This is a genomic window from Sulfitobacter guttiformis (assembly GCF_003610455.1).
GTDB classification, from domain to species: domain Bacteria; phylum Pseudomonadota; class Alphaproteobacteria; order Rhodobacterales; family Rhodobacteraceae; genus Sulfitobacter; species Sulfitobacter guttiformis.
The window spans coordinates 1,516,700-1,541,289 of the sequence record NZ_RAQK01000001.1 but is presented as its reverse complement, the minus strand read 5'-3'; the positions used below and the strand labels follow the sequence as shown (position 1 = coordinate 1,541,289).

The 24,590-nt window shown below is 54.6% G+C and carries 20 protein-coding genes; 11 read left to right on the top strand and 9 right to left on the bottom strand.

Going from position 1 to position 24,590, the window contains the following annotated elements:
• Nucleotides 1-4: 4 nt before the first annotated feature.
• The gene (gene infB / locus C8N30_RS07620; RefSeq protein ID WP_025063910.1) at nucleotides 5-2,485 is read left to right on the top strand and encodes a translation initiation factor IF-2; all 2,481 of its coding nucleotides are present in this window, start codon (nucleotides 5-7) and stop codon (nucleotides 2,483-2,485) included.
• A 95-nt stretch (nucleotides 2,486-2,580) separates the two neighbouring features.
• Here the strand turns inward: infB and C8N30_RS19785 are convergent, their stop codons facing one another.
• From C8N30_RS19785 to C8N30_RS07605, 4 genes are all read right to left on the bottom strand, one after another.
• The gene (locus C8N30_RS19785) at nucleotides 2,581-2,715 is read right to left on the bottom strand and encodes a hypothetical protein (protein WP_269667582.1); all 135 of its coding nucleotides are present in this window, start codon (nucleotides 2,713-2,715) and stop codon (nucleotides 2,581-2,583) included.
• A gap of 119 nt (nucleotides 2,716-2,834) precedes the next feature.
• The gene (gene mutT / locus C8N30_RS07615) at nucleotides 2,835-3,233 is read right to left on the bottom strand and encodes an 8-oxo-dGTP diphosphatase MutT (protein WP_025063909.1); all 399 of its coding nucleotides are present in this window, start codon (nucleotides 3,231-3,233) and stop codon (nucleotides 2,835-2,837) included.
• Nucleotides 3,230-4,456, bottom strand: coding sequence for a bifunctional glutamate N-acetyltransferase/amino-acid acetyltransferase ArgJ (gene argJ / locus C8N30_RS07610; RefSeq protein WP_025063908.1), 1,227 nt, complete (start codon nucleotides 4,454-4,456; stop codon nucleotides 3,230-3,232). Before argJ ends, mutT begins: the two co-directional genes overlap by 4 nt.
• An 8-nt stretch (nucleotides 4,457-4,464) precedes the next feature.
• Entirely contained in the window at nucleotides 4,465-5,319 is an 855-nt protein-coding gene (locus C8N30_RS07605) for a peptidylprolyl isomerase (RefSeq protein WP_025063907.1), read from the bottom strand.
• A gap of 176 nt (nucleotides 5,320-5,495) precedes the next feature.
• On the opposite strand from C8N30_RS07605, the gene secA reads away from it, so the two are divergent.
• The 3 genes from secA (at nucleotide 5,496) to C8N30_RS07590 (ending at nucleotide 10,942) form a co-directional block, all read left to right on the top strand.
• Complete coding sequence (secA, locus tag C8N30_RS07600) at nucleotides 5,496-8,219, top strand: preprotein translocase subunit SecA (RefSeq protein WP_025063906.1); 2,724 nt, start codon at nucleotides 5,496-5,498, stop codon at nucleotides 8,217-8,219.
• Between the two features lie 108 nt (nucleotides 8,220-8,327).
• Complete coding sequence (locus C8N30_RS07595) at nucleotides 8,328-9,356, top strand: hypothetical protein (protein WP_025063905.1); 1,029 nt, start codon at nucleotides 8,328-8,330, stop codon at nucleotides 9,354-9,356.
• 17 nt (nucleotides 9,357-9,373) lie between these two features.
• Nucleotides 9,374-10,942, top strand: coding sequence for a phosphate ABC transporter substrate-binding/OmpA family protein (locus tag C8N30_RS07590; protein ID WP_025063904.1), 1,569 nt, complete (start codon nucleotides 9,374-9,376; stop codon nucleotides 10,940-10,942).
• Here the strand turns inward: C8N30_RS07590 and radC are convergent.
• The 3 genes from radC to dnaK form a co-directional block, all read right to left on the bottom strand.
• On the bottom strand, nucleotides 10,939-11,688 hold the full coding sequence (gene radC, locus C8N30_RS07585; protein ID WP_025063903.1) for a RadC family protein: 750 nt from the start codon (nucleotides 11,686-11,688) through the stop codon (nucleotides 10,939-10,941). The two genes, C8N30_RS07590 and radC, sit on opposite strands and share 4 nt — an antisense overlap.
• 216 nt (nucleotides 11,689-11,904) lie before the next feature.
• Complete coding sequence (gene dnaJ / locus C8N30_RS07580; protein WP_025063902.1) at nucleotides 11,905-13,059, bottom strand: molecular chaperone DnaJ; 1,155 nt, start codon at nucleotides 13,057-13,059, stop codon at nucleotides 11,905-11,907.
• A gap of 79 nt (nucleotides 13,060-13,138) precedes the next feature.
• A complete protein-coding gene (gene dnaK / locus C8N30_RS07575) occupies nucleotides 13,139-15,058 on the bottom strand; it encodes a molecular chaperone DnaK (protein ID WP_025063901.1) in 1,920 nt (639 codons plus the stop codon).
• A gap of 215 nt (nucleotides 15,059-15,273) precedes the next feature.
• Between dnaK and C8N30_RS07570 the strand changes: the two genes are divergently transcribed.
• Nucleotides 15,274-15,873 (top strand): alpha-ketoglutarate-dependent dioxygenase AlkB family protein, encoded by a 600-nt coding sequence (locus C8N30_RS07570; RefSeq protein WP_037968028.1) that lies wholly within the window; start codon nucleotides 15,274-15,276, stop codon nucleotides 15,871-15,873.
• A gap of 92 nt (nucleotides 15,874-15,965) precedes the next feature.
• Here C8N30_RS07570 and C8N30_RS07565 read toward each other — a convergent pair whose 3' ends face one another.
• Nucleotides 15,966-16,889 carry a LysR family transcriptional regulator gene (locus C8N30_RS07565; RefSeq protein ID WP_025063899.1) on the bottom strand — a complete coding sequence of 308 codons (924 nt, stop codon included), beginning with the start codon at nucleotides 16,887-16,889 and terminating at the stop codon, nucleotides 15,966-15,968.
• A gap of 319 nt (nucleotides 16,890-17,208) precedes the next feature.
• On the opposite strand from C8N30_RS07565, the gene C8N30_RS07560 reads away from it, so the two are divergent.
• Nucleotides 17,209-18,003, top strand: a complete 795-nt coding sequence (locus tag C8N30_RS07560; RefSeq protein WP_025063898.1) for an SDR family NAD(P)-dependent oxidoreductase — start codon at nucleotides 17,209-17,211, stop codon at nucleotides 18,001-18,003.
• Nucleotides 18,004-18,016: 13 nt separating this feature from the next.
• Nucleotides 18,017-19,030: a zinc-binding alcohol dehydrogenase family protein gene (locus C8N30_RS07555; protein WP_025063897.1), complete on the top strand. Its 1,014-nt coding sequence runs from the start codon at nucleotides 18,017-18,019 to the stop codon at nucleotides 19,028-19,030.
• 182 nt (nucleotides 19,031-19,212) lie between these two features.
• Here the strand turns inward: C8N30_RS07555 and C8N30_RS07550 are convergent, their stop codons facing one another.
• Nucleotides 19,213-20,037, bottom strand: coding sequence for an ABC transporter permease (locus tag C8N30_RS07550; protein WP_025063896.1), 825 nt, complete (start codon nucleotides 20,035-20,037; stop codon nucleotides 19,213-19,215).
• Between the two features lie 114 nt (nucleotides 20,038-20,151).
• Between C8N30_RS07550 and cysQ the strand changes: the two genes are divergently transcribed.
• From cysQ to C8N30_RS07530, 4 genes are all read left to right on the top strand, one after another.
• On the top strand, nucleotides 20,152-20,949 hold the full coding sequence (gene cysQ, locus C8N30_RS07545) for a 3'(2'),5'-bisphosphate nucleotidase CysQ (protein WP_025063895.1): 798 nt from the start codon (nucleotides 20,152-20,154) through the stop codon (nucleotides 20,947-20,949).
• Nucleotides 20,950-20,979: 30 nt separating this feature from the next.
• Nucleotides 20,980-22,215 (top strand): glycosyltransferase family 2 protein, encoded by a 1,236-nt coding sequence (locus tag C8N30_RS07540; protein ID WP_025063894.1) that lies wholly within the window; start codon nucleotides 20,980-20,982, stop codon nucleotides 22,213-22,215.
• Between the two features lie 194 nt (nucleotides 22,216-22,409).
• Entirely contained in the window at nucleotides 22,410-23,291 is an 882-nt protein-coding gene (gene galU, locus C8N30_RS07535; protein WP_037968027.1) for a UTP--glucose-1-phosphate uridylyltransferase GalU, read from the top strand.
• A gap of 101 nt (nucleotides 23,292-23,392) precedes the next feature.
• Nucleotides 23,393-24,559 (top strand): glycosyltransferase family 4 protein, encoded by a 1,167-nt coding sequence (locus C8N30_RS07530; protein WP_025063893.1) that lies wholly within the window; start codon nucleotides 23,393-23,395, stop codon nucleotides 24,557-24,559.
• Nucleotides 24,560-24,590 lie beyond the last annotated feature (31 nt).

Below are 24,590 nucleotides of genomic sequence, written 5' to 3'. Positions count from 1 at the left end.
CTAGATGAGCGATAATGACGGCAGAAAAACACTGGGCCTCGGTGGCTCGCGTCCTGGAAATGTAAAGCAAAGCTTTAGCCATGGGCGGACCAAGAATGTTGTAGTGGAGACAAAGCGCAAGCGCGTTGTTATCCCCAAGCCCGGTGGACAAAAGCCAAGCGGCCCCGGCGCGGGCCCTGTTGGTGATCCATCAAAGCGTCCCGCTGGGATAACCGATTCAGAAATGGAACGGCGCCTGAAGGCGGTTCAGGCTGCTAAATCGCGTGAGGTCGAAGAGGCCGCTGCACGCGAAGCAGATGAAATTGCCCGAGCAGAAGACCGTGAGCGTCGCCGTGCCGAGATTGAAGCCAAAGAGGCTGAAGATCGCGAACGCGAAGAGAGCCTCAAGGCAAAGGCTGAAGAAGAAGAGCGTGTTAAGCGTGAAGCTGCAGAAGCGGCAAAAGCCGCTGCTGCACCCGCTTCGGAGCCGTCGACGGCGCAGAGCCGCGCCGCGCCTAATAAGGCGCTCCCTGCTGCCACGCCCCGAAAGGCAGAGCGAGAGCGCGAGGAAACCAACAAGAAGAATCGTCAGGATGATGACAGTCGCCGTTCCGGCAAGCTGACAGTCAATCAGGCACTTCGTGGTGGTGAGGGCGGGCGTCAACGCTCCATGGCGCAGATGAAGCGCAAGCAAGACCGTGCCCGTGCGAAGGCTATGGGTGGGAACGTCGAGCGCGAAAAGATCGTACGCGACGTGCAGTTGCCTCCAGCAATTGTTGTGTCCGAGCTAGCGGCACGTATGGCTGAAAAGACTGGTGCTGTTGTAAAGGCGCTGATGAACAGCGGCTTAATGGTCACCCAGAACGAAACCATTGATGCAGACACCGCGGAGCTGATCATCGAAGAGTTCGGCCACAACGTTGTACGGGTGTCCGATGCCGATGTCGAAGACGTAATCAAGCTTGAGATTGATGATGCTGCCGATCTTCAGGATCGTCCGCCGGTCATCACAATCATGGGTCACGTTGACCACGGTAAAACATCGCTTTTGGATGCAATCCGCAAAGCGAAGGTCGTCGCGAGCGAGGCTGGGGGTATTACCCAGCATATCGGCGCCTATCAGGTTAAAACCGAACGCGGACAGGTATTGTCGTTCCTCGATACTCCAGGCCACGCTGCCTTTACATCAATGCGCTCACGTGGCGCACAGGTGACGGACATCGTGGTTCTGGTTGTCGCTGCTGACGATGCCGTTATGCCACAGACCATTGAGGCGATTGCGCACGCAAAGGCAGCAAAAGTGCCGATGATTGTAGCAATCAATAAATGCGACAAGCCTTCAGCTGACCCTGATCGCGTGCGTACAGCGTTGTTGCAGCACGAAGTCATCGTCGAAAAAATGTCTGGTGATGTGCAGGACGTTGAAGTGTCTGCGCTGACTGGTATGGGCCTTGATCAACTTCTGGAGGCGATTGCACTTCAGGCAGAGATTCTTGAGCTGAAGGCAAATCCTGCACGCGCCGCTGTTGGTGCCGTGATTGAGGCAAAACTTGATGTTGGCCGTGGCCCGGTGGCGACGGTTCTGATCCAGAACGGCACATTGCGCACTGGCGATATCTTTGTTGTGGGTGAGCAGTACGGAAAAGTCCGCGCGCTGATCGATGATCAGGGTAACCGCATCAAGGAAGCAGGCCCCTCTGTTCCTGTCGAAGTTCTTGGCCTTAACGGCACACCCGAAGCCGGTGACGTTCTGAACGTGACCGACACCGAAGCGCAAGCGCGTGAGATCGCCGAGTACCGTGCAAACGCAGCAAAAGACAAACGCGCTGCGGCGGGTGCTGCGACGACACTGGAACAGCTGATGGCGAACGCCAAAGCAGACGAGAGCGTATCCGAGTTGCCGATTGTGGTAAAAGCGGATGTTCAAGGCTCTGCAGAAGCGATCGTTCAGGCGATGGAGAAGATTGGCAACGAGGAAGTCCGTGTGCGCGTCCTGCATTCCGGCGTTGGTGCGATCACTGAAACAGATGTGGGACTTGCTGAAGCATCAGGCGCACCTATCATTGGCTTTAACGTGCGTGCCAATGCCTCGGCCCGCAATACAGCTAACCAGAAAGGTGTCGAGATCCGCTATTACTCGGTTATCTATAATCTGGTCGATGATATTAAGGCTGCTGCATCCGGGCTTCTCAGCAACGAGATCAAGGAAAACTTCATTGGATATGCGAATATCAAAGAAGTGTTCAAGGTCACGGGCATCGGCAAAGTCGCCGGTTGTCTGGTTACCGAAGGGGTGGCTCGCCGCTCTGCAGGTGTCCGTCTGCTGCGCGACAACGTGGTGATTCACGAGGGCAACCTCAAGACGCTCAAGCGCTTCAAGGATGAAGTGTCAGAGGTCCAGTCTGGTCAGGAATGTGGTATGGCGTTCGAGAACTACGATGATGTTCGCGCTGGCGACGTAATTGAGATCTTCACCCGTGAGGAAGTAACCCGCACGCTTAGCTAAGGCAAAGTACGTAGAAAAAATGCAAAAAGGGGACGGTGTAAAACACCGTCCCCTTTTTCATGTCTCAACTTAACTTAACTGCGATGGAGTTCTGATTACTTTTTGGTAACAGGAACGCCAGAGTAAACGGTATTGTCCACCTGTACGGAAATGCGGCCATCTGGTGTGGAGCCTACAAATATTCCCTGAACCGATACGCAGCTGCCGATTGTAATGGTACGTAGCATCATTAACCCTCCCCAGAATTTCTACATGTTTTACAATAGCTAAAAATTTTAGCTCTTCCATACATTTCTGGAAACAAATTGAATATATATTAGGCATTATAAGACATAAAATTAGGCTGTCGTCACAGCCAGTCTCGCAAAACAGCTATCAGGGGTATATCTGCCGCTGGCATCGGAAGTTCTCGCATCTCTGCTGGCTTGACCCACTTTAGCACCTGACCCTCACGTGGTTGTGGCGTGCCTTCCCATTTCCGACAGGCAAACAAAGGCATCATCAGGTGAAATTTTTCGTATGAATGGCTCGCGAACGTCAGCGGCGCGAGGCAGGATGACCAAGTCTCAATACCCAGTTCTTCATGCAGCTCTCGAACCAATGCTGCCTCCGGGGTTTCGCCGCTCTCGATTTTGCCGCCAGGAAACTCCCAAAGACCTGCCATAGACTTCCCGGGCGGGCGCTGTGCCAACAGCACGCGCCCGTCAGTGTCGATCAAGGCAACAGCCGAAACTAAAACTATTTTCACGAGCGATAGTCGGCGTTGATGCTGATATAGCCGTGCGTCAGGTCACAGGTCCAGACAGTTGCCGTGCCCGAGCCAATACCGAGATCGACGCCGATCACAATGTTATCGCCCTTCATGTGACTTGCGGCGGCGTCTTCGGAATAATCCGCACTACGCCAACCGTCTTTTGCAACTTCTACTTCACCAAAGCGAATAGACAGCCGATCACGATCCGCAGCTGCGCCCGATTTCCCTACCGCCATGACAACGCGCCCCCAGTTCGGATCTTCGCCCGCAATAGCGGTCTTAATCAAAGGGGAGTTGGCGATGGACATGCCGTGGGTCTTGGCATCGGCGTCAGATGCTGCACCGGTGATGATGATTTCGACGAATTTTGTCGCTCCTTCGCCATCTTTCACCACCTGATGGGCCAAGTTCATCATGACGCCATGCAAAGCATCCGCAAACCCTGAATGATCATCGACGGTTACGCCACTCGCACCGGTAGCAGCTACAATTAGGCTATCCGAGGTCGATGTGTCGCTGTCGACAGTGATACAGTTAAAAGTCTTCTCATTGCTCGCAGAAACGAGAGATTGAAGAGCGTCCTGCCCGATTTTAGCATCAGTGAAAATATAGACCAACATTGTAGCCATGTCTGGGGCGATCATCCCAGAACCTTTTGCAATCCCGGAAATAGAAACTTTTTTACCATCAATTTCTATCGTTGCTGCAGCACCTTTTGGAAAGGTATCGGTTGTCATGATTGCCTTTGCCGCAGCGGCGATGCCGTCTGAGCGTGTGTTGTCGTCAAGTGCTTGAAGCACGGCCGTGATGCGCCCGTGCGGCAATGGCTCACCGATAACCCCTGTGGAGGAAGTAAACACCCGTGATTGAGGGATACCACATACTTCGGCAACAGCCGCAGTGATTGCCTCGACCGAAGCAACACCGCCCTTTCCGGTAAATGCGTTTGAGTTGCCTGAATTCACAAGGATCGCGGCAGGCGCATCGCTGGTTTGGCCCAGTTTCGCCTGACAGTCGAGAACGGGCGCAGACCGTGTGGCAGAGCGCGTAAATGCCCCTGCCACAACAGTGCCCGGTATCAAGGTCGCCAGCATAACATCTGTGCGGCCCTCATATTTCACCCCCGCTGCCGCGGTGGCGAATTTCACGCCGTCAATTATCGGGAGAGTGGGAAATTCAGCAGGTGCCAACGGTGAAACGGAGGTGATTTTTGCCATAGTAATGTTTACTCCAGTACTGTGACTTGTTTGATGACCGAGGGGCTTACACCCTCAGCACCGCTACGGTCGACGTCGGCTGCAGCTGTCACTTCCTCGATTTTGGACTGTGCGCGAATCTGCCGAATTTGCAGCTCTATCTGATCGCGGACATCCTCAAGAGCGGGAGCCTCCTGAATCCGGGTCTCGTTCAGCTTGATGATATGCCACCCAAATTGGGTCTGGATCGGTGCTGAAATTGTACCGACTTCCATTGTAACAACCGCTTCCTCGAATTCGGGCACCATCGCCCCTTTTCCGAACCAGCCGAGCTGCCCGCCATTCGGGCCGGACGGACCGGTTGATTTGTCACGTGCGACCGCTTCGAAATCTGCGCCGCCCTCTATCTCGGCCGCGACTGCCTTCGCTTCTTCTTCGGTTTCGACTAAAATGTGCGATGCGTTAAACTCGGGCTCTTGCTCAGCATTGGCATATTCTTCTTCGTAAGCTGCCTGAACGTCTGCTTCTTCCAGTGGGCCTTCCATGATCTCGTTAACGGCCTCGCCCGCAGTCAGGGAGCGGCGCTCGTTTTCGATCTGGATTTCAACCCGCTTGGGCAACTCTCCGGTAAACTGCTGTTCGAGGGCTGTCTGTTGCACCAGTTGGTCAAGAATACCCTGAAACAGAACCTCGTCGGGCAGATCCTGATACTGTTGCGGCAGGCTGGCCCATGCCACAATCATGTGGCCGACGGTAATCTCGGTTCCGCCGACGGTCGCCACAACAACAGAAGGATCGGCGGTCACAGTCTCCTGTGCAGATACGGGAAGGGCAAGAGCGGCAGCAAATGCCAGTGATGCCAGAAAAGTGAGTCGTTTTTGCATGGATCGTCCTATCATTCCGGCACTATCTGTCCGGTTACATTGACTTGCTACATGGCGGCCCTTACATCGCTGATGGGCGCGGCGCTTGGGCCACCATTCTCACCTTCTATTTATGGACTGGGTGTTTGCGGGGCAAGCAGATCGCGAAACAGAATTTAAATTCGGCTGGAGATCGCATGCTGGGACTTGGAAAAATCACCAAAAAGGTTTTTGGATCGCCAAATGATCGCAAGATCAAGGCCGCCCGTCCGCTGATAGAAAAGGTTAATGCGCTGGAGCCTGAATTCAAAGCGTTGAGCGATGAGGGCATCAAAGCAAAGACCGAGGAACTGGCGACGCGTGCTCTGCAAGGTGAGAGCCTCGATGATCTTCTGCCCGAAGCGTTCGCTAATTGCCGCGAGGGAGCATTCCGTACTCTGGGCTTGCGGGCCTTTGATACGCAGCTGATGGGAGCGATTTTCCTCCATCAAGGCAACGTCGCCGAGCAAAAAACCGGTGAGGGTAAAACTCTTACGGCGACATTTGCCGCATACCTCAATGCGCTGACTCATAAGGGCGTCCATATCGTCACGGTGAACGAGTACCTTGTGAAACGTGATGCGGAGTGGATGGGCAAGGTGTTTGCATCACTGGGTCTGACCACCGGCTATATCATTCCAAACATGGCCGACGACGCAAAGCGCGCAGCATACGATTGTGACATCACTTACGCGACAAACAACGAACTCGGATTCGACTATTTGCGCGACAACATGAAATCCGAGTTGAGCCAGATCTTCCAGAAGCAACATTCCTTTGCGATTGTCGATGAGGTCGACAGTATCCTGATCGACGAGGCGCGCACGCCTTTGATCATCTCCGGCCCCTCCGACGATCGTTCGGACATGTACCTGACGATTGACGCGGTCATTCCCGTCTTGCAGCCTGATCACTACGTGGTGGACGAAAAAACCCGTAACGTCACATTCACTGATGACGGCACCGAGTTCCTCGAAGAACAGCTGCGTGTTCGAGGTTTGATGGAGGAAGGGTTCACACTTTATGATCCCGAGAGCACATCCCTTGTGCACCATGTTAACCAAGGCCTGCGTGCGCATACCCTGTTTGAGAAGGACAAGGATTACATCGTTCGCGATGGCGAAGTTGTACTGATTGATGAATTTACAGGCCGGATGATGACAGGCCGCCGCCTTGGCGACGGTCTGCATCAGGCGATCGAGGCCAAGGAGGGTGTTGATATCAAGCCAGAGAACATCACTCTCGCCTCGGTGACGTTCCAGAACTATTTCCGCCTTTATGACAAGCTTGCCGGCATGACGGGTACCGCGCTTACCGAGGCAGACGAATTCATGGAGATCTACGGTCTTGGCGTGGTCGAAGTGCCGACCAACGTGGCGATCGCGCGGATTGACGAAGACGATGCTGTTTACCGCACCGCCGTCGAGAAATATGCCGCGATAATCGAAAAGACGAAAGAGGCGCATGGCCGCGGGCAGCCCTGCCTTGTCGGGACCACGTCCATTGAGAAATCCGAGATGCTGAGCAAGTTGCTGCAGGCAGAGGGAATCCCCCACAATGTCCTGAATGCTCGCCAGCACGAGCAAGAGGCGCAGATCGTCGGTGATGCGGGTAAGCTTGGGGCCGTGACAATCGCGACTAACATGGCGGGCCGCGGAACCGATATCCAGCTGGGCGGCAACGTCGAGTTGAAGGTGCTCGAAGCGCTGGCCGCAAATCCTGACGCCGATCCGGTCGATACCCGCAAGCGGATCGAGGCCGAAACCGCCGACGAAAAGAAAAAGGTTCTCGAATCAGGCGGTTTGTTCGTTCTGGCATCCGAGCGGCACGAAAGCCGTCGCATCGATAACCAGCTTCGTGGCCGCTCTGGCCGTCAGGGGGATCCGGGTCGCTCGTCGTTCTTTCTGTCGCTAGAGGATGACCTGATGCGGATTTTCGGCTCTGAAAAGCTGGAAAAAGTACTGACGACACTGGGTCTGAAGGAAGGCGAAGCGATCATTCACCCGTGGGTCAACAAATCGCTGGAGCGGGCACAAGCCAAGGTCGAGGGCCGCAATTTTGACATGCGCAAGCAGCTGTTAAAGTTCGATGACGTGATGAACGAGCAGCGCAAAGTTATCTTCGGCCAGCGCCGCGACATTATGGAAAGCCAGGATCTGCACGAAATCACCGAGGACATGCGTCATCAGATGATCGACGATCTTATAGATCAGTATATGCCGCCCAAGACCTATGCCGATCAGTGGGATACCCAAGGATTCTACGCTGCTGTGATTGAACAGCTTGGCGTCGACGTGCCTGTGATCGCATGGTGCGAGGAGGATGGCGTGGATGACGAGATCATTCGTGAGCGCTTGATCGAGGCAACAGACCAGTTGATGGCAGCCAAGACCGAAAAATTTGGTCCTGAGAATATGCGAAACATCGAAAAGCACTTCCTCCTTCAGACTATTGACGCAAAATGGCGCGATCACCTGCTCACGCTTGAGCACCTGCGCTCGGTTGTCGGGTTTCGTGGCTATGCACAGCGCGATCCGCTCAATGAATATAAGAATGAGTCCTTCCAGTTGTTTGAAGGAATGCTCGACAGCTTGCGTCAGGACGTGACGCAGCGCCTGTCGCGGGTTGAACCCGCTAGCGAAGCAGACCAGCAGCGCATGATCGAGCAAATGCTGGCGCAGCAAAAAGCAGCCGCCGAAGCTGTCGATAATGCGGCAGATGGCGCCGAGGCAAATGCCCCCGCACCTGCGCCGACTGCCAATGCTGTGGCGGATGGATTTGACGAAACGGATCCTACAACGTGGGGAAATCCGGGCCGCAATGATACCTGCCCCTGTGGTTCCGGTGAAAAGTTCAAGCATTGTCATGGCCGCCTGACCTGATTTCAGAAGCCGTAAGTCGTCACAATATCAGCGCGGGGCCGCCCTATTGCGGCCCTGTTTTTGTATCATCCTCGTTCCTGAGCTATTGCGCTGCGAGGGACCGATACCATGAAATACCGCAAGGAAATCATTACCACTGCCGGAACATTGGCCTGTGCCATCGGTATAGGGTTCTTCATGCAGAATAGTGCGGCAACGTTGCCGGCGGAGTATGAAGGTGCAACGCTTATAAATGCTGATGCCGTCGTGCTTGATGTCGGCGAGATTGTCCTGACATCTGCCGATTTTAAAGATGACACTATTGTCCCAAAGGCAGAAGAGGCCGTTACCCTTGCTGCTGCCGACGAAATGATTGCCCCCAAGTTAGCTGAATCGCCCAGAGTCCAAGCTGCGGGCGCGGTAGGGGGTGACCCTGACATGAGTGAGCCAAAAGCCCAGCCCACACCTGATATCGCTTGTGCCATAACTGCGAATGCGCGCCCTGTTGCTGCTGCAATGGTGAACCTGACCCTTTCCGCGCCGTGTTTGCCTCTTGAGCGTCTGACTGTACATCACTCTGGCTTGCTTTTCAGTCAAACAACTGACGAGGCAGGAGCATTTGACATCATTGTCCCAGCGATGGCGTTGAACGCTACTTTTGTCGTAGCCTTCACAAACGGTGAAGGCGCGGTTGCACAAGCTAATGTCGAGGAATTGTCTGAGTATGATCGGGTAGCGCTCCAGTGGAAGGGCGATACCGGCTTTCATCTGCACGCCCGTGAATTTGGTGCTGATTATCAAACCGATGGACACGTCTGGTCCGGCGCGATGCGCGATATGACCTATGCTGTCACTGGAAAAGGTGGGTTCGTCTCAGTGCTTGGGGATGCGGACATTCCCGATGGCCTGTTGGCTGAGGTATACACCTTTCCAGCAAATGCTGTGCAAAATGCCGGCGATGTCGCTCTGAGTGTGGAAGCAGAAGTCGCGCTAAACAATTGCGGAATGGAGATTGAAGCGAAAACCCTCCAGACGTTTAGCGGCAAAGATATCACAACACGAACCTTGACGCTGTCTGTTCCGGACTGCGATGCGTCAGGGAACTTTCTTGTGTTGAATAATCTGTACGAAGACCTGACAGTTGCGGCCACAAACTAACGCAACACCGAGGTCCCATGATCAAATCGATAGGTGCGGCTTTATTGGCCGCACTTTTCCTGTTTGGAACTGTCCTGTCTGTAAAGGCTCAGGATGTGACGCTCACCTCGCGAGATAGCAAGGTGGAGCTGAGTGGTATGTTGCTCGGCTTTGACGGCGAGTTTTACAGGCTGGCGACCGACTATGGCGAGCTAACAATTGACGGGTCGGGTGTCTTGTGTGACGGACCCGGCTGTCCAGATTTGCAGGATTATGTGGCCGAGCTTTCTATCTCTGGTGCGTCTACGTTGGGCGCGGTTGTTATGCCTGCCCTTATCGAAAGTTTTGCTCAAAAGAATGATTACCTGACAGAGCGGGAAGAGGGTGATGATCTTGGCACATTCACCTATCTTATAAGGCGTGCGGATGACGGAAAGCTCGCCGCGAGATTCCGGTTTCGTGTCACCAATACCGACGAGGGGTTTGCAGATTTACTGGCTGACGAGGCCGACATCGTAATGTCCCTGCGCGAAATCCGACCGGATGAGCGTGTGAGGGCACGCGAGACCGGAATGGGTGATATGACTGGGATCAACCGCAGCCGTGTCCTTGCTCTCGACGCAATTGTCCCAGTTGTCTCTGGGACCAATCCGGTGCGTGGTATTTCGCCTGCCGATCTGGCCCAAGTTCTCGCCGGTCACATCACCAACTGGAAGGCGCTCGGTGGACCCGATGTGCCGATTGACCTTCACTTGCCTGATGATGCCTCCGGCTTGGGGCAGGCCATTGTGGATCAGTTGCTGCGTCCAACCAGTCTTGAGACGTTTACGCAAACCGCCATGCGCCATCCTACACCGGAGGCTTTGGCTGAGGCGGTTGCGTCTGATACGTTTGCCTTGGGGCTAACCAGCTATGCAGATCGTGGCGGCACGCAAGCGCTGATGCTGACGGGTGCCTGCGGCTTTTCGATGGAAGCTTCACGGAGGACGATCAAGACGGAAGATTATCCGCTTACTGCGCCAATGTTCTTGTATTTTCCGGCCCGTCGCTTGCCACAACTGGCACGTGAGTTTCTGGCCTTTACCCGCGAACCCGCAGCGCAAATCGTCATTCGTCGATCTGGATTCGTGGATCAGACGCCAGAAGAAATTGCAGTTGAGGAACAAGGCAATCGCTTCACCAATGCAATCGCCCAAGCGGGAGGGGAGATTACGTTGGGTGAATTGCAGCGCATGACCTCGACCCTGGTGCCGATGGCGCGGCTGAGCACTTCATTTCGATTTGAGGCGGGATCAATTCGCCTTGATGCTCAGTCGCGCTCGAATGTTCAGCAATTGGCAAGGGCATTGGAGGTTGGGCAATATGATGCGCGGAGCCTTTTGTTTGTGGGGTTCAGCGATGGTAATGGCGCCGCGGAGGCCAACCGAGAGATTGCGCTGCGACGTGCGGATGCGGTCCGGCGCGCTGTGAGCGAAGCCGCAGTGACGGCTAATCTGGAGCGGGTAGATCTTGGTGTGGACGCCTTTGGCGAGGCGATGCCGATGGCCTGTGATGATAGCTCGTGGGGCCGTCAGGCCAACCGTCGCGTCGAAGTCTGGGTCCGCTAGAGGTAGCCTTCGGCACGAAAACTCAACTCGCGGGATTTGCCAATGATCAGATGGTCATGAAGTGTCAGACCGAGGGCCTCACAGGCGGCTTGGACACGAGCTGTCATGTCGATATCCGATCGGGATGGCGTAGGGTCTCCGGAAGGGTGATTGTGGACTAAGATGAGCGCGGAAGCGTTCAGTTCGAGCGCTCGTTTCGCAACCTCTCTCGGGTAGACAGGCACATGGTCGACGGTGCCCTTCGCTTGCTCCTCGTCCCCGATTAATACGTTCTTTCGGTCAAGGTATAGGACGCGGAACTGTTCGGTCTCGCAGTGGGCCATGGTTGTGTGGCAATAATCGAGAAGTGCATCCCAACTTGTTAACACTGGCGCTTGCATGATTTTTGATCGCGCCATGCGGTGGGCGGCGGCCTCGACAATTTTGAGTTCTGTGATAACAGCGTCGCCTACGCCATGAACATCACGTAGGCGTGCTTCGGAAGCGGTCAGAACACGGTTGAAATCACCGAACCTAGCCATCAGCGCATGGGCGAGCGGTTTGACATCCTGTCGGGAGATGGCACGAAACAGGATTAGTTCAAGCAACTCGTACTCCGGCATTGCGGCAGGGCCACCGGCCATAAATCGCGCGCGAAGCCGCTGCCGGTGATCAGCAATATAAGAAGGTTGCTTGCCGCTTACGGGCGCTGCTGAGAGTGCTTCGTCCATGAGAAAAGGGAGGGGCTGCTCATTGAATGCTGACATCCGTCAAAGATGCCGCAATTTGGTTAGCAAACGGTTAACCAAAAAATTCATTTAATCAAAGCAGGAACATTATCGTAATAGTTTTATTCACACCAAACGAAATACATAATTCGCGCATATCGCATTAAGCGGACAATATTGATGTAGCGATAATTGAATATAGAGAAAAATGAAGAAGGGGCGCGCCCTTGGTAGAGCGCGCCCCTTTCTAATTATCTAGCCCTTCATTGAATCCCAGAAGGATTTAACTGACGAGAAAAAGCTGCTGCTTTCAGGGTTGTTTTCTTCAGACAAATCCTCGAATTCACGAAGAATTTCCTTTTGCCTAGAGGTCAAGTTGACCGGCGTCTCTACGGCAAGTTCGATGATCATATCGCCGGTTGCGCCACCACGCAAATGGGGCATGCCTTTTCCGCGCAGACGCATTTGACGACCCGACTGGCTTCCAGCAGGGACCTGAACCCGACCACGGCCGCCGTCAATTGTCGGGACTTCGATGCTTCCGCCTAAGGCGGCGCTGCTCATACTTACAGGAACGCGGCAAAAGAGGTTCGGGCCATCACGCTCGAACAGCTCGTGTTCCTGTACCTCGATGAAGATATACAGATCTCCCGAGGGGCCGCCGCGCATACCGGCCTCTCCCTCGCCGGCGAGGCGGATGCGGGTACCAGTCTCCACGCCTGCGGGAATGTTGACTGATAGAGAGCGATCTTTCTCTACGCGGCCTGCGCCCCGGCAGGATTTACATGGGTTTTTGATGATCTGACCAAGGCCGGAACATGTCGGGCAGGTACGTTCGACCGTGAAAAATCCCTGCTGTGCGCGTACTTTCCCCATGCCTGAGCATGTTGGACAGGTTGTGGGCTCTGCGCCACCCTCTGCACCAGAACCACTGCATGAGCCACAGCTAACGGATGTCGGCACATTGATTGATTTCTGCAGCCCCGCAAAAGCATCTTCCAGCGATACGCGAAGATTGTAGCGCAGATCAGAGCCGCGTGCCGCACGGCGTCCGCCGCTTTGCTGGCCACCGCGCCCTCCCATAAAATCGCCGAACAAATCGTCAAATACGTCGGAAAAGGCAGAGGAGAAGTCTCCCTGTCCACCGCCGCCTGGGCGACCGCCACCGCCGCCGCCCATACCGCCCTCAAAGGCGGCATGGCCATAGCGATCGTAAGCTGCTTTTTTATCGGCGCTTTTGAGGACTTCGTAGGCTTCGTTTGCCTCTTTGAACTGTGCTTCGGCGTCTGGGTTTCCGGAGTTGCGGTCAGGATGCAACTCTTTTGCTTTTACACGATAACCCTTCTTAATTTCATCTGCGGAGGCGCCTTTGGCGACCCCGAGGATCTCGTAATAGTCACGTTTTGCCATGGGTATTATCCTTTACAGGAACGTGAAGGGCCGGCCCGTCATATCGGACCGGCCCTGTCATTGGTTCCGCGGGGCGGATTTACGCGCGCTTGTCGTTGTCGAGGTCTTCGAAATCGGCGTCGACGATATCATCATCATCTTTACGATTCGGAGCTTCGTCAGCGGCTGCGGCCATGTCATCTTCGTTCGCATCCTGAGCGTTTTTATAGATAGCTTCGCCCAGCTTCATCGCGGCTTCGGTGACGTTCTGGATACCGGATTTGATCTTTTCGGCGTTTTCTGTTTCCAGTTCGTCCTTGAGAGCAGCAATCGCCAATTCTATTGCTTCGACAGTCGTCGGGTCGACTTTATCGGAATGCTCTTCCACTGACTTCTCGGTGGAGTGAATCAAACTTTCCGCCTGATTTTTGGCCTCGATCAGAGCGCGACGCTCTTTATCAGACTCCGCGTTATCTGCGGCATCCTGAACCATTTTTTCGATATCAGCATCAGACAGACCACCGGATGCCTGAATGGTGATTTTCTGCTCTTTGCCAGTGCCCTTGTCCATTGCACCGACGGATACGATTCCGTTGGCATCAATGTCGAAGGTTACTTCGATCTGGGGCATACCGCGTGGTGCGGGCGGAATGCTCTCAAGGTTGAAGGCACCGAGGATCTTGTTGTCGGCAGCCATCTCGCGCTCGCCCTGGAAGCAACGGATTGTCACGGCGTTCTGGTTATCTTCGGCGGTCGAGAAGATCTGCGATTTCTTCGTCGGGATGGTTGTGTTGCGGTCGATCAGACGGGTGAATACGCCACCGAGGGTTTCAATACCCAAGGAGAGGGGGGTCACGTCGAGCAGAACCACGTCTTTGACGTCGCCTTGAAGAACGCCCGCTTGGATCGCTGCGCCGAGGGCGACAACTTCGTCAGGATTCACACCTTTGTGCGGCTCTTTGCCGAAGAATTTGGTCACTTCTTCGATGACGCGCGGCATGCGGGTCATACCACCAACCAGCACAACTTCGTCGATGTCTGAGGCCTTGAGGCCCGCATCTTTGAGCGCTGCGGCGCAAGGCTTCATCGACGCTTTGATAAGATCGCCGACTAGGCTTTCCAGTTTAGCGCGCGTCAGCTTCATAACCATGTGCAGCGGCTGGCCATTTGCGCCCATTGAGATAAACGGCTGGTTAATCTCGGTCTGGGAAGACGAGGACAGCTCGATCTTGGCTTTTTCAGCAGCTTCTTTCAGGCGCTGGAGTGCCATCTTATCTTTCGTGAGATCAACAGAGTGCTCTTTTTTGAACTCGTCCGCGAGGTAGTTCACGATGCGCATGTCAAAGTCTTCACCGCCGAGGAATGTGTCGCCGTTGGTCGATTTAACTTCAAACAGGCCATCGTCGATTTCCAAGATGGTCACATCGAATGTGCCGCCGCCGAGGTCATACACCGCGATGGTTTGCGTGTTCTCTTTGTCTAGTCCGTATGCAAGGGCGGCCGCTGTTGGCTCGTTGATGATGCGGAGCACTTCAAGGCCAGCGATCTTACCGGCATCTTTTGTGGCCTGGCGCTGGGCGTCGTTGAAGTATGCAGGAACGGTAATAACCGCCTGAGTTACTTCCTCACCGAGGTACGACTCAGCTGTTTCTTTCATTTTTCCGAGGATAAAGGCCGAGATCTGTGAAGGGGAGTATTTTTCGCCCTTGGCCTGAACCCAAGCGTCGCCGTTGCCGCCATCAATCACGTTGAAGGGGATGTTCTTTTTGTCTTTGGCAAGGTCGGCATCGTCGTTGCGGCGACCAATAAGGCGCTTCACCCCAAAGATTGTGTTTTCTGGATTTGTGACGGCCTGACGCTTGGCTGGCTGGCCAACGAGGCGTTCGTCGTCTGTAAATGCAACGATGGAGGGCGTTGTGCGTGCACCTTCCGCGTTTTCGATTACGCGGGGCTGACTGCCGTCCATGATTGCGATGCAGGAGTTTGTAGTTCCAAGGTCAATACCAATTACTTTGGCCATGTGTTCGATCCCTCATTTGTCTCAAGGCGATTACCCGAAACGTTGGCCCATTACGGCACCAATGCTCCGATCCTAGTGTCGCTGCAAACTGGCAGTTTCCAGCGGCTCGGTGGGTATATAGTGAGGGGGTGCGGGTGCTGCAAGCATCGCAACGGCCAAGATGTGATGATTTAGGTATAAATCATGAGATTTGATCAGAAATTGAGAGGAATCGCGTGAAACTATCGGTTAAGGGATTCGATATCCATTCGGGGTTTCTGGATGGCGCTGAGCAGCGCGCGGTTTTGGTGGCGGTGCGTGCTGTCGTGGCCAAAGCACCGTTTTTCCGTCCTGTAATGCCCAACGGGGCGCTGATGTCAGTCCGGATGACTGCGGCGGGGAAATATGGCTGGGTCTCGGATGAAAAGGGATATCGGTACTCCCAATTCCATCCCGCAGGGGTTGCGTGGCCTGAAATTCCCACAGAGGTTTTGGCGATCTGGCGCGAGGTAACGGGATTGGAACGGCAGCCGGAATGTTGTCTGGTTAATTATTACGGTGCCGAGGCAAAGATGGGTCTGCACCGCGACCGTGACGAAGCCAGCATGGAGTGGCCCGTTGTTTCCGTATCGCTGGGCGACGAAGGACTGTTCCGGATGGGGAACATGACGCGCGGGGGCAAAACGCAGAGCCATTGGCTTCGTTCGGGCGATGTGGTGGTAATGGGGGGTGAGGCCCGATTGGCATACCACGGGATTGACCGGATCAGGGCTGGATCAAGCAAGCTATTGCCCAAAGGGGGCCGACTTAATCTGACATTGCGTGTCGTAGAGTGACGGTCAGGCTTGATTTTATTTATACCAGTTAGTCCGCGCTCAACTGCCAGTTCTGTTTTGATGTGGAATTATCCCCAAAAAGCCGAATTTTTTTAATCAGGGACATTGGTGCGCAGAAGGTCTGACAAGGGTTCGCCAATTTCATCTAGCAGGAAATCGATGAAGACCCTCACTTTGGCCGTTAACACATTCGATTTCGGATAAACGAGCCAAAGCCCCGTTCGCTGGTCCAGCCAGTAGTCTGATAAAACGCGGACCAAACTGCCTTCAGCCAGCTCTCGGTGCACGCTCCACATTGAGTTGATGGAGATACCCGCCCCCGCAACTGTAGCAATCTTCTGACTTTGCCCATCATCGCACAGCATGCGCAATGTTGCAGCCTTGGGATCGAAATGCGCCTTGCGTCCAGCATGGTTAACCAATCCTCTGGTGGAGAAATCCTTGAACGCAAGTAAGCGATGCCGCTCAAGGTCGGTTGGTTTTTCAATGGGGGGGTGCTTGGCCAGATAGGTGGGTGATGCGCAGAGAACGCGCATATCATCTGCCAGTTTGCGCCCTTTCAAGCTGCTGTCCGACATCTCCTGATTGCGAAGTGCAAGATCGAAACTCCCCTCGATCAGGTCGAATTGCGTGTCCGACAGGCGCAGGTCGAGGATGATCTCGGGGTAAGTATCGAGGAACTTGGGTAAGATGGGTGCGATGTAATTTTGCGCGAATGTACTGGGGGCTGCGAACCGCAATGTGCCACTTACAGTCGGAGTTACCATGCCCAAAGCCGCAAGTGCTGCATCTTCCTGTGCAAGCATTTCTTTGGCAAAGGGTAGAAAATCTGCGCCTTCCAGCGACAAGGATACCTTGCGCGTTGAGCGGCGTAACAAGTCCGCGCCGAGCGTTTTTTCAAGCTTGGCCAACCGGGCGCTTGCGACGGCTGGTGCCATGCCTAAGTCCCGACCTGCTGCGCTGATATTCAGTTTATCTGCACATAGCACAAACAACCTGACACTTTCCGTATCCATATGATTATATACCAAACCGGAATTATGAAATCCGATTTTCCAGACTTATACATTTTGTGAATATAATGTAGTTCAGGCGAACCAAGTCAATCCTCCCATTCATCTTCCGGAGCGAGTTAGTTTCAATGTTTCAATTAAGTCCCATCAACGCGAGTTTTCAGTCGGATTTAAGCACCTGCGCCGACGCCGTGACGCGTTGCATAAGGCGGGCATAAAACACGTTACGCTGAACCTCCGCCTGAATTTTGGCGATACAAAGCATCTATGAAACAGGTGTCACATTATGTCTGGTCCATGTTTCCAACTGAAAGGGTTTCACATGTCTAAAACAATTTTGATCACTGGAGCCACTGACGGGATCGGGTTGGAGGCGGCGAAACTGCTGGCGACCGAGGGGCACAAAGTGCTGCTTCATGGGCGCAGCGCCGCTAAGTTGGAGGCTGCCCGCGCGACAATTGGCGGAGACGTTCAGGCTTATCTGGCAGATCTTTCCCATGGCGCAGACGTCCTGAAACTGGCTGAGGATATTAACCACGATCACGCCCGTATCGACGTCCTCATCAACAATGCTGGCGTGTTGAAATCCCCGAATACAGTAACAATAGATGGTTTGGATCTGCGATTTATGGTGAACACGATTGCGCCCTACATCCTGACCAAACGGTTGCTGCCGTTATTGGGAAGCTGTGGTCGAATCGTCAATCTGTCATCCGCTGCGCAAGCCCCTGTTGACCTGAGTGCTCTCATGGGTGGCGTCGAAATGGATGATATGAATGCTTACGCTCAAAGTAAGTTGGCAATCACAATGTGGTCGCAACACCTTGCTGCGGAACACCCCGATGGCCCGAGCTTCCTTTCCGTCAATCCCGGCTCGCTTTTAGCAACCAAGATGGTCAAAGAGGGCTTTGGCATTGCGGGCAATGATGTCGGCATTGGTGCGATTATCTTACGTCGCACAGCACTTGGTCCTGACTTTGCTGACGTATCAGGCCGCTATTTCGACAACGATGTGGGTGCGTTCGGTCACCCTCATCCAGACGCTGCCGATCACGTAAAGGTTAGCGCCGTCGTACAAGTCATCGACATAATAACTTCCAAAATTCTGACCTTTTGAAGGGAACCAAAACATGAAAGCTGTTGGATACAATACCGCAGGCCCACTTGACCGCACTGACTCTCTCCTCGATATCGAAATTGACACACCTGTAGCCATAGGCCGCGATCTGTTGGTTCGCGTGCAGGCTGTTTCGGTAAATCCTGTTGATTACAAAATCCGTATGAACCGCCCGCCGGAGGGCGAAGCCCCTGCGATCCTTGGCTGGGATGCGGTTGGTGAAGTGGTCAGCGTTGGAGACGATGTAACGATGTTCAAGACGGGTGATCTTGTCTGGTATGCCGGCGCGATAAACCGCTCTGGCACGAATGCTGAATTTCATCTCGTAGATGAGCGGATAGTCGGCAATGCGCCGACATCAATCACAGCTGCGCAGTCCGCATCTTTACCCCTTACTGCATTGACGGCTTACGAAATGCTCTTCGATCGGCTCCGCGTCAATGACCCAGTTCCCGGCGCAGCGAATGCGGTGGTTATCATTGGCGGGTCTGGTGGCGTCGGTTCAATAGCAATCCAGTTGCTGCGTGCAATGACTGATATGACCGTCATTGCGACTGCATCGCGCCCTGAAACATTTGACTGGGTGAAAGACCTTGGCGCGCATCATGTGATTGACCACACCAAAGCCCTTACGCCACAGATCGAAGCCTTGGGAATTGGCGAGCCGGGTTATGTGTTTTCAACGACACATACCCATCAATACATTGAACAGATCGCCGAATTTATTGCTCCACAAGGCCGATTCGGCCTGATCGATGATCCGGAGGCGCTCAACATTATGCCCTTCAAGACCAAGGCGGTTTCGACCCATTGGGAACTGATGTTCACGCGGTCTTTGTTCCAAACTGCTGATATTACGCGCCAGCATGATATCCTAAACGAAGTAGCGGGCTTGTTGGATGCAGGCAAAATCCGCTCAACGGCCACCGAAGTATTGGGCAAGATCGATGCGGCGACGTTGAAGCGCGCCCATGCAATCCTGGAAAGCAATAAGGCCAAGGGTAAGCTGGTGCTTGAAGGTTTCTAAGACTTCGCAGGTGGCACTAAGAACTCAGTGCCATCTGTCTTCTCGGTTACCCAGTCGGCGACACTTAGCTCAGAAGGCAGGCTTGGTGTGTCTTTGTGTATCAATATAGTGCTTCGTCCGCATAGCTAACCTTAGGTTGATCAAGTGCCACTGCCTTTGGAGCTTCCCGCCCAAATTTTTACTTACCGCCGCGCGCTCCAGCTGAGGGATGCGTGTTTGCGGGTGTAGAATTCGCCCATCAGGCCGATCATCAGTAACACCAGCCCCACCCAGAGCGCATACATCGGGTCGCTGTAGCGAGGATTGTAATTCAGAAAGGCAAAGCCGCGGGCCTGATCGATTGTATGAAACAGCGGGTTCCAGTCGAACATAGCGAGCATAAAGCTGGGCAGCGTATTTGCCACGAACATCTTCCCCGAGGCGATCATGTTTGCGCGTTGGTATATCGTAGAGAAGATGCCAACCGCCGTGGGAAACCACGGTTTGATCGCCAGCAGAACAAGCCCGAGTGCGGCACCGGTGAACCATGCCAGCATGAGCATGCCGAACGCCGCCATAGGCTGCTCCACCTCCAGCGGGACGAATGCGACATGATAGACGAACAGGATAACCGATAGTGACAGCACTTGAATATAAAGCGCGCCTAGGGCGGCAGAGCAGATGGAGATGATGGTGTTCATTGGTGCGTGCTGCATCATCGGACTGGCAGGCCCTTCAGAGCCCACGACGGCGCCGAGCGCCTTTGAGTGGGTCATGTAGAGAAAGATGCCCGACATGATGTAGAGCAGGAAGTCACCGCGCAGGGCGGCCCCGCGCAACCCGAGAATCGAAAACATCACGTAAAAGGCGAGAACGAAAATCACTGCCTGCAAGATATTAGTGGCAATAGCGAGGAACGCGTTGTTGTGGCTTTTCCGAACCGAGCGCACGATGGAGTGATAGATAAGTTCCAGCATCGTCAGAACGACGTGGAGTGTGGACCGTCGGGTATGTACGGGTTGAAACATCTGCTGCCTGCCTTGCGGTTATGACCAGTGTCGCACGGATTTCTTGCCGATCCGTTACAATCGCATCATAAGGTATGAAAGGTATTTATCAACGAAGGATGGCATTAGTTGGGCATGGATTACGAAAAATTGACGCGTGTGATGCGGCGCCTGTCGCTTGAGGCGGGTGATAAGATTATGGAAATCTACGGGATGGATGATTTTGACGTTAAGTCTAAGTCGGATGATAGTCCCGTGACGGCTGCAGACGAAGCGGCTGACAGGATTATCTCTGACGGGCTTCGCGCCGAGTTTCCGGACGTTTTGCTTGTTACTGAAGAGCAGGCGGATACGCACAGCTCTACCGGCGATACATTTCTCATCGTGGATCCGCTGGACGGTACAAAGGAATTCATTCATCGGCGTGGCGATTTTACAGTCAACATTGCACTGGTCGAGGGCGGCGTACCAACACGTGGTGTTGTATATGCGCCTGCGAAAGGTCGGATGTTTTTCACCGGTGCAGGCGGTCAATCGGTTGAGGAAACCGGTGATTTTGACAAGAATGTCGTCGGCCCGATGAAGGCCATATCTGTCTCTAACCCAGACAATTCCGCGCTTATGGTGGTGGCAAGTAAGTCGCACCGCGATCAGGCGACAGACGACTATATCGGCAAATATACGGTCAAGGATATGAAGAGCGCGGGCAGCTCGCTCAAATTCTGTCTGGTGGCGACGGGCGAGGCCGACATTTACCCGCGTGTAGGTCGCACGATGGAATGGGACACAGCAGCGGGTCATGCTGTCCTTAAAGGGGCTGGTGGAGACGTGGTCCGATTTGATGATCACTCCCCGCTTATGTACGGGAAGGCAGGCTATGCTAATCCGTTCTTCATTGCCTATGCGCCGGGTGTTGATTTGAAAGACGCCTGATTACAGGCTTCAGGCGAAAGTTGGCCCCTGATGAGCGCGCGAACGGTCAGTGTCATTATCGTAAGCCGTGGAAGGCCTGACGCCCTCAGGCGATGCTTGACCGCTGTGGCCCAGCTGCAATACCGCCCGTTCGAGGTAGTGGTCGTTGCTTGTCCTGAGGGGGTCGCGGTGACCGAAACGCAAGATGTGCTGCCGCAGATCAAATGCATCGCCTTTGATGAAGCAAACATATCGGCAGCCCGCAATCTGGCACTGATCCATGCCGCGGGCGAAATTGTTGCGTTCATCGACGATGATGCTGTGCCGGAGCCGCAATGGCTACGCCATCTGGTGGCGCCAGCGCTGCGCAGCGATGTAGGTGCAATGGGTGGCTTTGTGCGTGGGCGTAATGGAATAAGCTTCCAGTACAAGGCGCGGACGCTGGACCATCAGGGCACACCGCAAGAGGTGGAACTCGACCCGTTGCAGGCGACTGTGCTGGTGCCGCCAAAAGGGCGTGCGATAAAGACAGAAGGCACTAATATGGCCTTTAGACGCGATGCGCTGGTGGGGATTGGCGGTTTCGACCCGGCATTCCGGTTCTATCTGGACGAGACGGATGTAAACATGCGGATGGCGCGGGCGGGGTATGCCACCGCATTAGTACCGCTGGCGCAGGTGCATCATGGTTTTGCGGAGAGTGCGCGGCGCCGTGATGATCGTGTCCCGCGTGATCTGTTCGAGATAGGCGCTAGTTGGGCGGTATTCCAGCGCAAGCACATCGCTAATGATGAACGCGCCGAACACTGGACCAAGCAAGTGGGAGCGGAGCGCAAGCGGCTTTTGGAGCATATGGTGGCTGGAAGGCTGGAGCCCCGTGATGTGCGGCGGCTGATGAAAGGGCTTCACGCTGGATACGCGCAGGGGCAAACCCGCACTTTCGGCAGTGTCACGGTTGCGCGCCATCCTGTGCTGCCGTTCCGACCCGCTGCCGTCCTGCCGCGCAAAGCAGGTTTTGTTGCGGTACGTGCGCTGCAGGGCGCGGCGGCGATCAATGCTGCGGCCGCGCGTGCAAAGGAAGGTTCAATAGAGACTGTTCTGGTGCTATCACTGACGGCGCTGTTTCACCGCGTTACATTCGAACAGCAGGGCGTCTGGGTTCAGCGGGGCGGTCTGTTCGGGCGGGCAGAGCGAAGCGAGCCGATTTTTCGCCTTACAACAAAATCGCGGCGCGCAGCGCGGGAGCGGAGGCGGGTCGCACAGCTGCGTGGGCTGGAAGACGCCTAAAGTCGCTAATTAAAGGGAAATACGCAGAAATTTCTAAATTATGCCTTGTTTGAGTATCAGTAACCAACATAGTAGGCGGCATTTAGCGGCGTACTGGAAAACGGGCGTGCAATTCGGGCCTGTCTGATGAATGCGCGGCGGATGATTTGAACGTTTTTGCTGACGAAATTACAACGTGAGGCTTTCGTAAAACTATGAGCAATAAAGTAACAACAGCGATTTTCCCTGTTGCGGGTATGGGCACACGCTTTTTGCCCGCTACCAAGTCTGTCCCGAAAGAGATTATGACTCTGGTTGATCGTCCGCTGATCCAGTACGCTATCGACGAGGCACGTGCCGCGGGCATTACGGAATTTATCTTTGTTACCTCGCGGGGCAAAGGTGCGCTTGAGGACTATTTTGATCTCGCGCCAAACCTTGAAGACGAACTGCGCCGCAACGGCAAGCATGACATGCTGAAGGTTCTGGAAGAGACTAACATGGACAGCGGTGCCATTGCTTATGTCCGCCAGCACAAGGCGCTGGGCCTCGGCCATGCTGTTTGGTGTGCGCGCCGTCTCATCGGCGACCAGCCGTTTGCGGTCATCCTGCCTGACGATGTAATTTCTGCCAAGAAGCCGTGCTTGCAGCAGATGGTCGAGGCCTATGAGGAAACTGGTGGTAACATGGTCGCGGCGATGGAAGTCGCGCCAGACAAAACATCATCTTACGGCATTCTGGATGTCGAATCTGACGAGGGCAATTTGCTTGATGTCAAAGGTATGGTGGAGAAGCCAAAGGCGGAGGAATCACCTTCGAACCTCGCCGTTATCGGGCGTTATATCCTGTCCCCATCAGTTCTCAAAAACCTTGATGATATGAAGCAGGGCGCGGGCGGAGAGATTCAACTGACAGATGCGATTGCTGTAGAGCTGGAACAGAAGCGCAAGGTTTACGGGTTCCGTTTTGAGGGCCAGCGGTTTGATTGTGGCTCTAAGTCTGGATTTTTGCAGGCTACAGTCGCTTATGGCCTGGCGCGGCCTGAGCTGCGCGATGACTTGGCCGCGTATCTGCGCGACATCGCACCGAGCCTGTAATCGGCACTGTGTAGTGGCGCGTCGTCTGTGGAGGATGTGGACCGCTGGATCAGAGCCTGAATAACACGGAGCCACCGGCAAGACTGCTGGATTTTACCCGCTTGTTGCGGCGGGCTGGTCGAGTTTGGACAGGCGTCGACCGCGTTGAGCTTGCTTACCTTGCGGCCTTGATTGACGGGCCTGTCCCTGTTTGGGGGCTGGCCCGTACGCCCGTCGGCTATGTTTTACTGGACCGTACGGCGCTGATCCGGTTTCATCTGCTGCTGACGGGGAATGAGCCTTACTCTTCTCCCGATCTGCTATCGCGCATGGTGCGGGGCTTGCATCCGGTTGCGCGGGCTGCGTTGACCGATGCGCGAAAGCTGTCCGTAGCGCGGTGTCTGCCGGGAGGATTGGCTGGCATGTTGCGCAAGTGGCTGCCTGTCGGGGTGGCCTATCTCAATACAGGGCATAGCAATCTTTCGGCCCGGGTTTTGGAGGCGGTACGTGCGATTCCGTATGCGCGGATCGCGGTATTTGTGCACGACGTGATCCCGATGGAATATCCCCACTACCAACGGGAAGGCACTGTCGAGGTGTTTGAGCAAAAGATGCGTCGCGTGCGCGCGCATGCTGATCTGCTAATCTACAATTCCGAGGATACACGGATGCGTACCGAACGGGTGATGGCGGAGTGGGGGGCGGTGCCGCAGGGGATTGTTGCGCACTTAGGGACAACGCCGCCAGTACCTGACCCGCTTGCATTACCTGAAGGGGTCCGGCCAGAGAGCCCGTATTTCATCACTGTAGGAACGATTGAGCCGCGCAAAAATCATGCGCTGTTGCTCGATGTTTGGGAAAATTTAGGTTCGAATGCCCCTATGCTGCTGATCTGTGGCGGCCGCGGCTGGAATAATGCAGAGGTATTCGCGCGGCTTGATGCGCTGGCTCCCCAGTCGCGCGTGCGTGAGATTAGCGGATTGGAGGACCGCGCGCTCGCGGCTCTTGTTCAGGGGGCGCAGGCGTTGCTGTTTCCCAGTCATGCGGAGGGGTTTGGGCTGCCAGCCGTCGAGGCGTTGATGTTAGGGACGCCGGTGATATGTACGGAAATTGCTACATTCCGAGAAATCTTGGGAAAGAGTGCTGTTTATGTTGATGATTCCTCTTGTCAGCTATGGCATGATGTAATTGTGAATTGGTCTAAACAGGCTCAGGACACGCTTGGAACCAGTGGTTTTGTCGCCCCCTCATGGGAGGCGCATTTCAAGATTACATTAAGGCTAACCTGATAAGCGTGAATGAAGTCTGGCTGATCACGAG

Coding starts and splice junctions, on each gene's coding strand:
- dnaK (WP_025063901.1), bottom strand. CDS start 15,058: ATGGCCAAAGTAATTGGTATTGACCTTGGAACTACAAACTCCTGCATC.
- C8N30_RS19785 (WP_269667582.1), bottom strand. CDS start 2,715: ATGATGCTACGTACCATTACAATCGGCAGCTGCGTATCGGTTCAGGGA.
- argJ (WP_025063908.1), bottom strand. CDS start 4,456: ATGGCAAAAATCACCTCCGTTTCACCGTTGGCACCTGCTGAATTTCCC.
- C8N30_RS07595 (WP_025063905.1), top strand. CDS start 8,328: ATGAAATACCGCAAGGAAATCATTACCACTGCCGGAACATTGGCCTGT.
- secA (WP_025063906.1), top strand. CDS start 5,496: ATGCTGGGACTTGGAAAAATCACCAAAAAGGTTTTTGGATCGCCAAAT.
- galU (WP_037968027.1), top strand. CDS start 22,410: ATGAGCAATAAAGTAACAACAGCGATTTTCCCTGTTGCGGGTATGGGC.
- cysQ (WP_025063895.1), top strand. CDS start 20,152: ATGGATTACGAAAAATTGACGCGTGTGATGCGGCGCCTGTCGCTTGAG.
- C8N30_RS07555 (WP_025063897.1), top strand. CDS start 18,017: ATGAAAGCTGTTGGATACAATACCGCAGGCCCACTTGACCGCACTGAC.
- C8N30_RS07605 (WP_025063907.1), bottom strand. CDS start 5,319: ATGCAAAAACGACTCACTTTTCTGGCATCACTGGCATTTGCTGCCGCT.
- C8N30_RS07560 (WP_025063898.1), top strand. CDS start 17,209: ATGTCTAAAACAATTTTGATCACTGGAGCCACTGACGGGATCGGGTTG.
- infB (WP_025063910.1), top strand. CDS start 5: ATGAGCGATAATGACGGCAGAAAAACACTGGGCCTCGGTGGCTCGCGT.
- dnaJ (WP_025063902.1), bottom strand. CDS start 13,059: ATGGCAAAACGTGACTATTACGAGATCCTCGGGGTCGCCAAAGGCGCC.
- C8N30_RS07540 (WP_025063894.1), top strand. CDS start 20,980: ATGAGCGCGCGAACGGTCAGTGTCATTATCGTAAGCCGTGGAAGGCCT.
- radC (WP_025063903.1), bottom strand. CDS start 11,688: ATGTCAGCATTCAATGAGCAGCCCCTCCCTTTTCTCATGGACGAAGCA.
- C8N30_RS07550 (WP_025063896.1), bottom strand. CDS start 20,037: ATGTTTCAACCCGTACATACCCGACGGTCCACACTCCACGTCGTTCTG.
- C8N30_RS07590 (WP_025063904.1), top strand. CDS start 9,374: ATGATCAAATCGATAGGTGCGGCTTTATTGGCCGCACTTTTCCTGTTT.
- C8N30_RS07565 (WP_025063899.1), bottom strand. CDS start 16,889: ATGGATACGGAAAGTGTCAGGTTGTTTGTGCTATGTGCAGATAAACTG.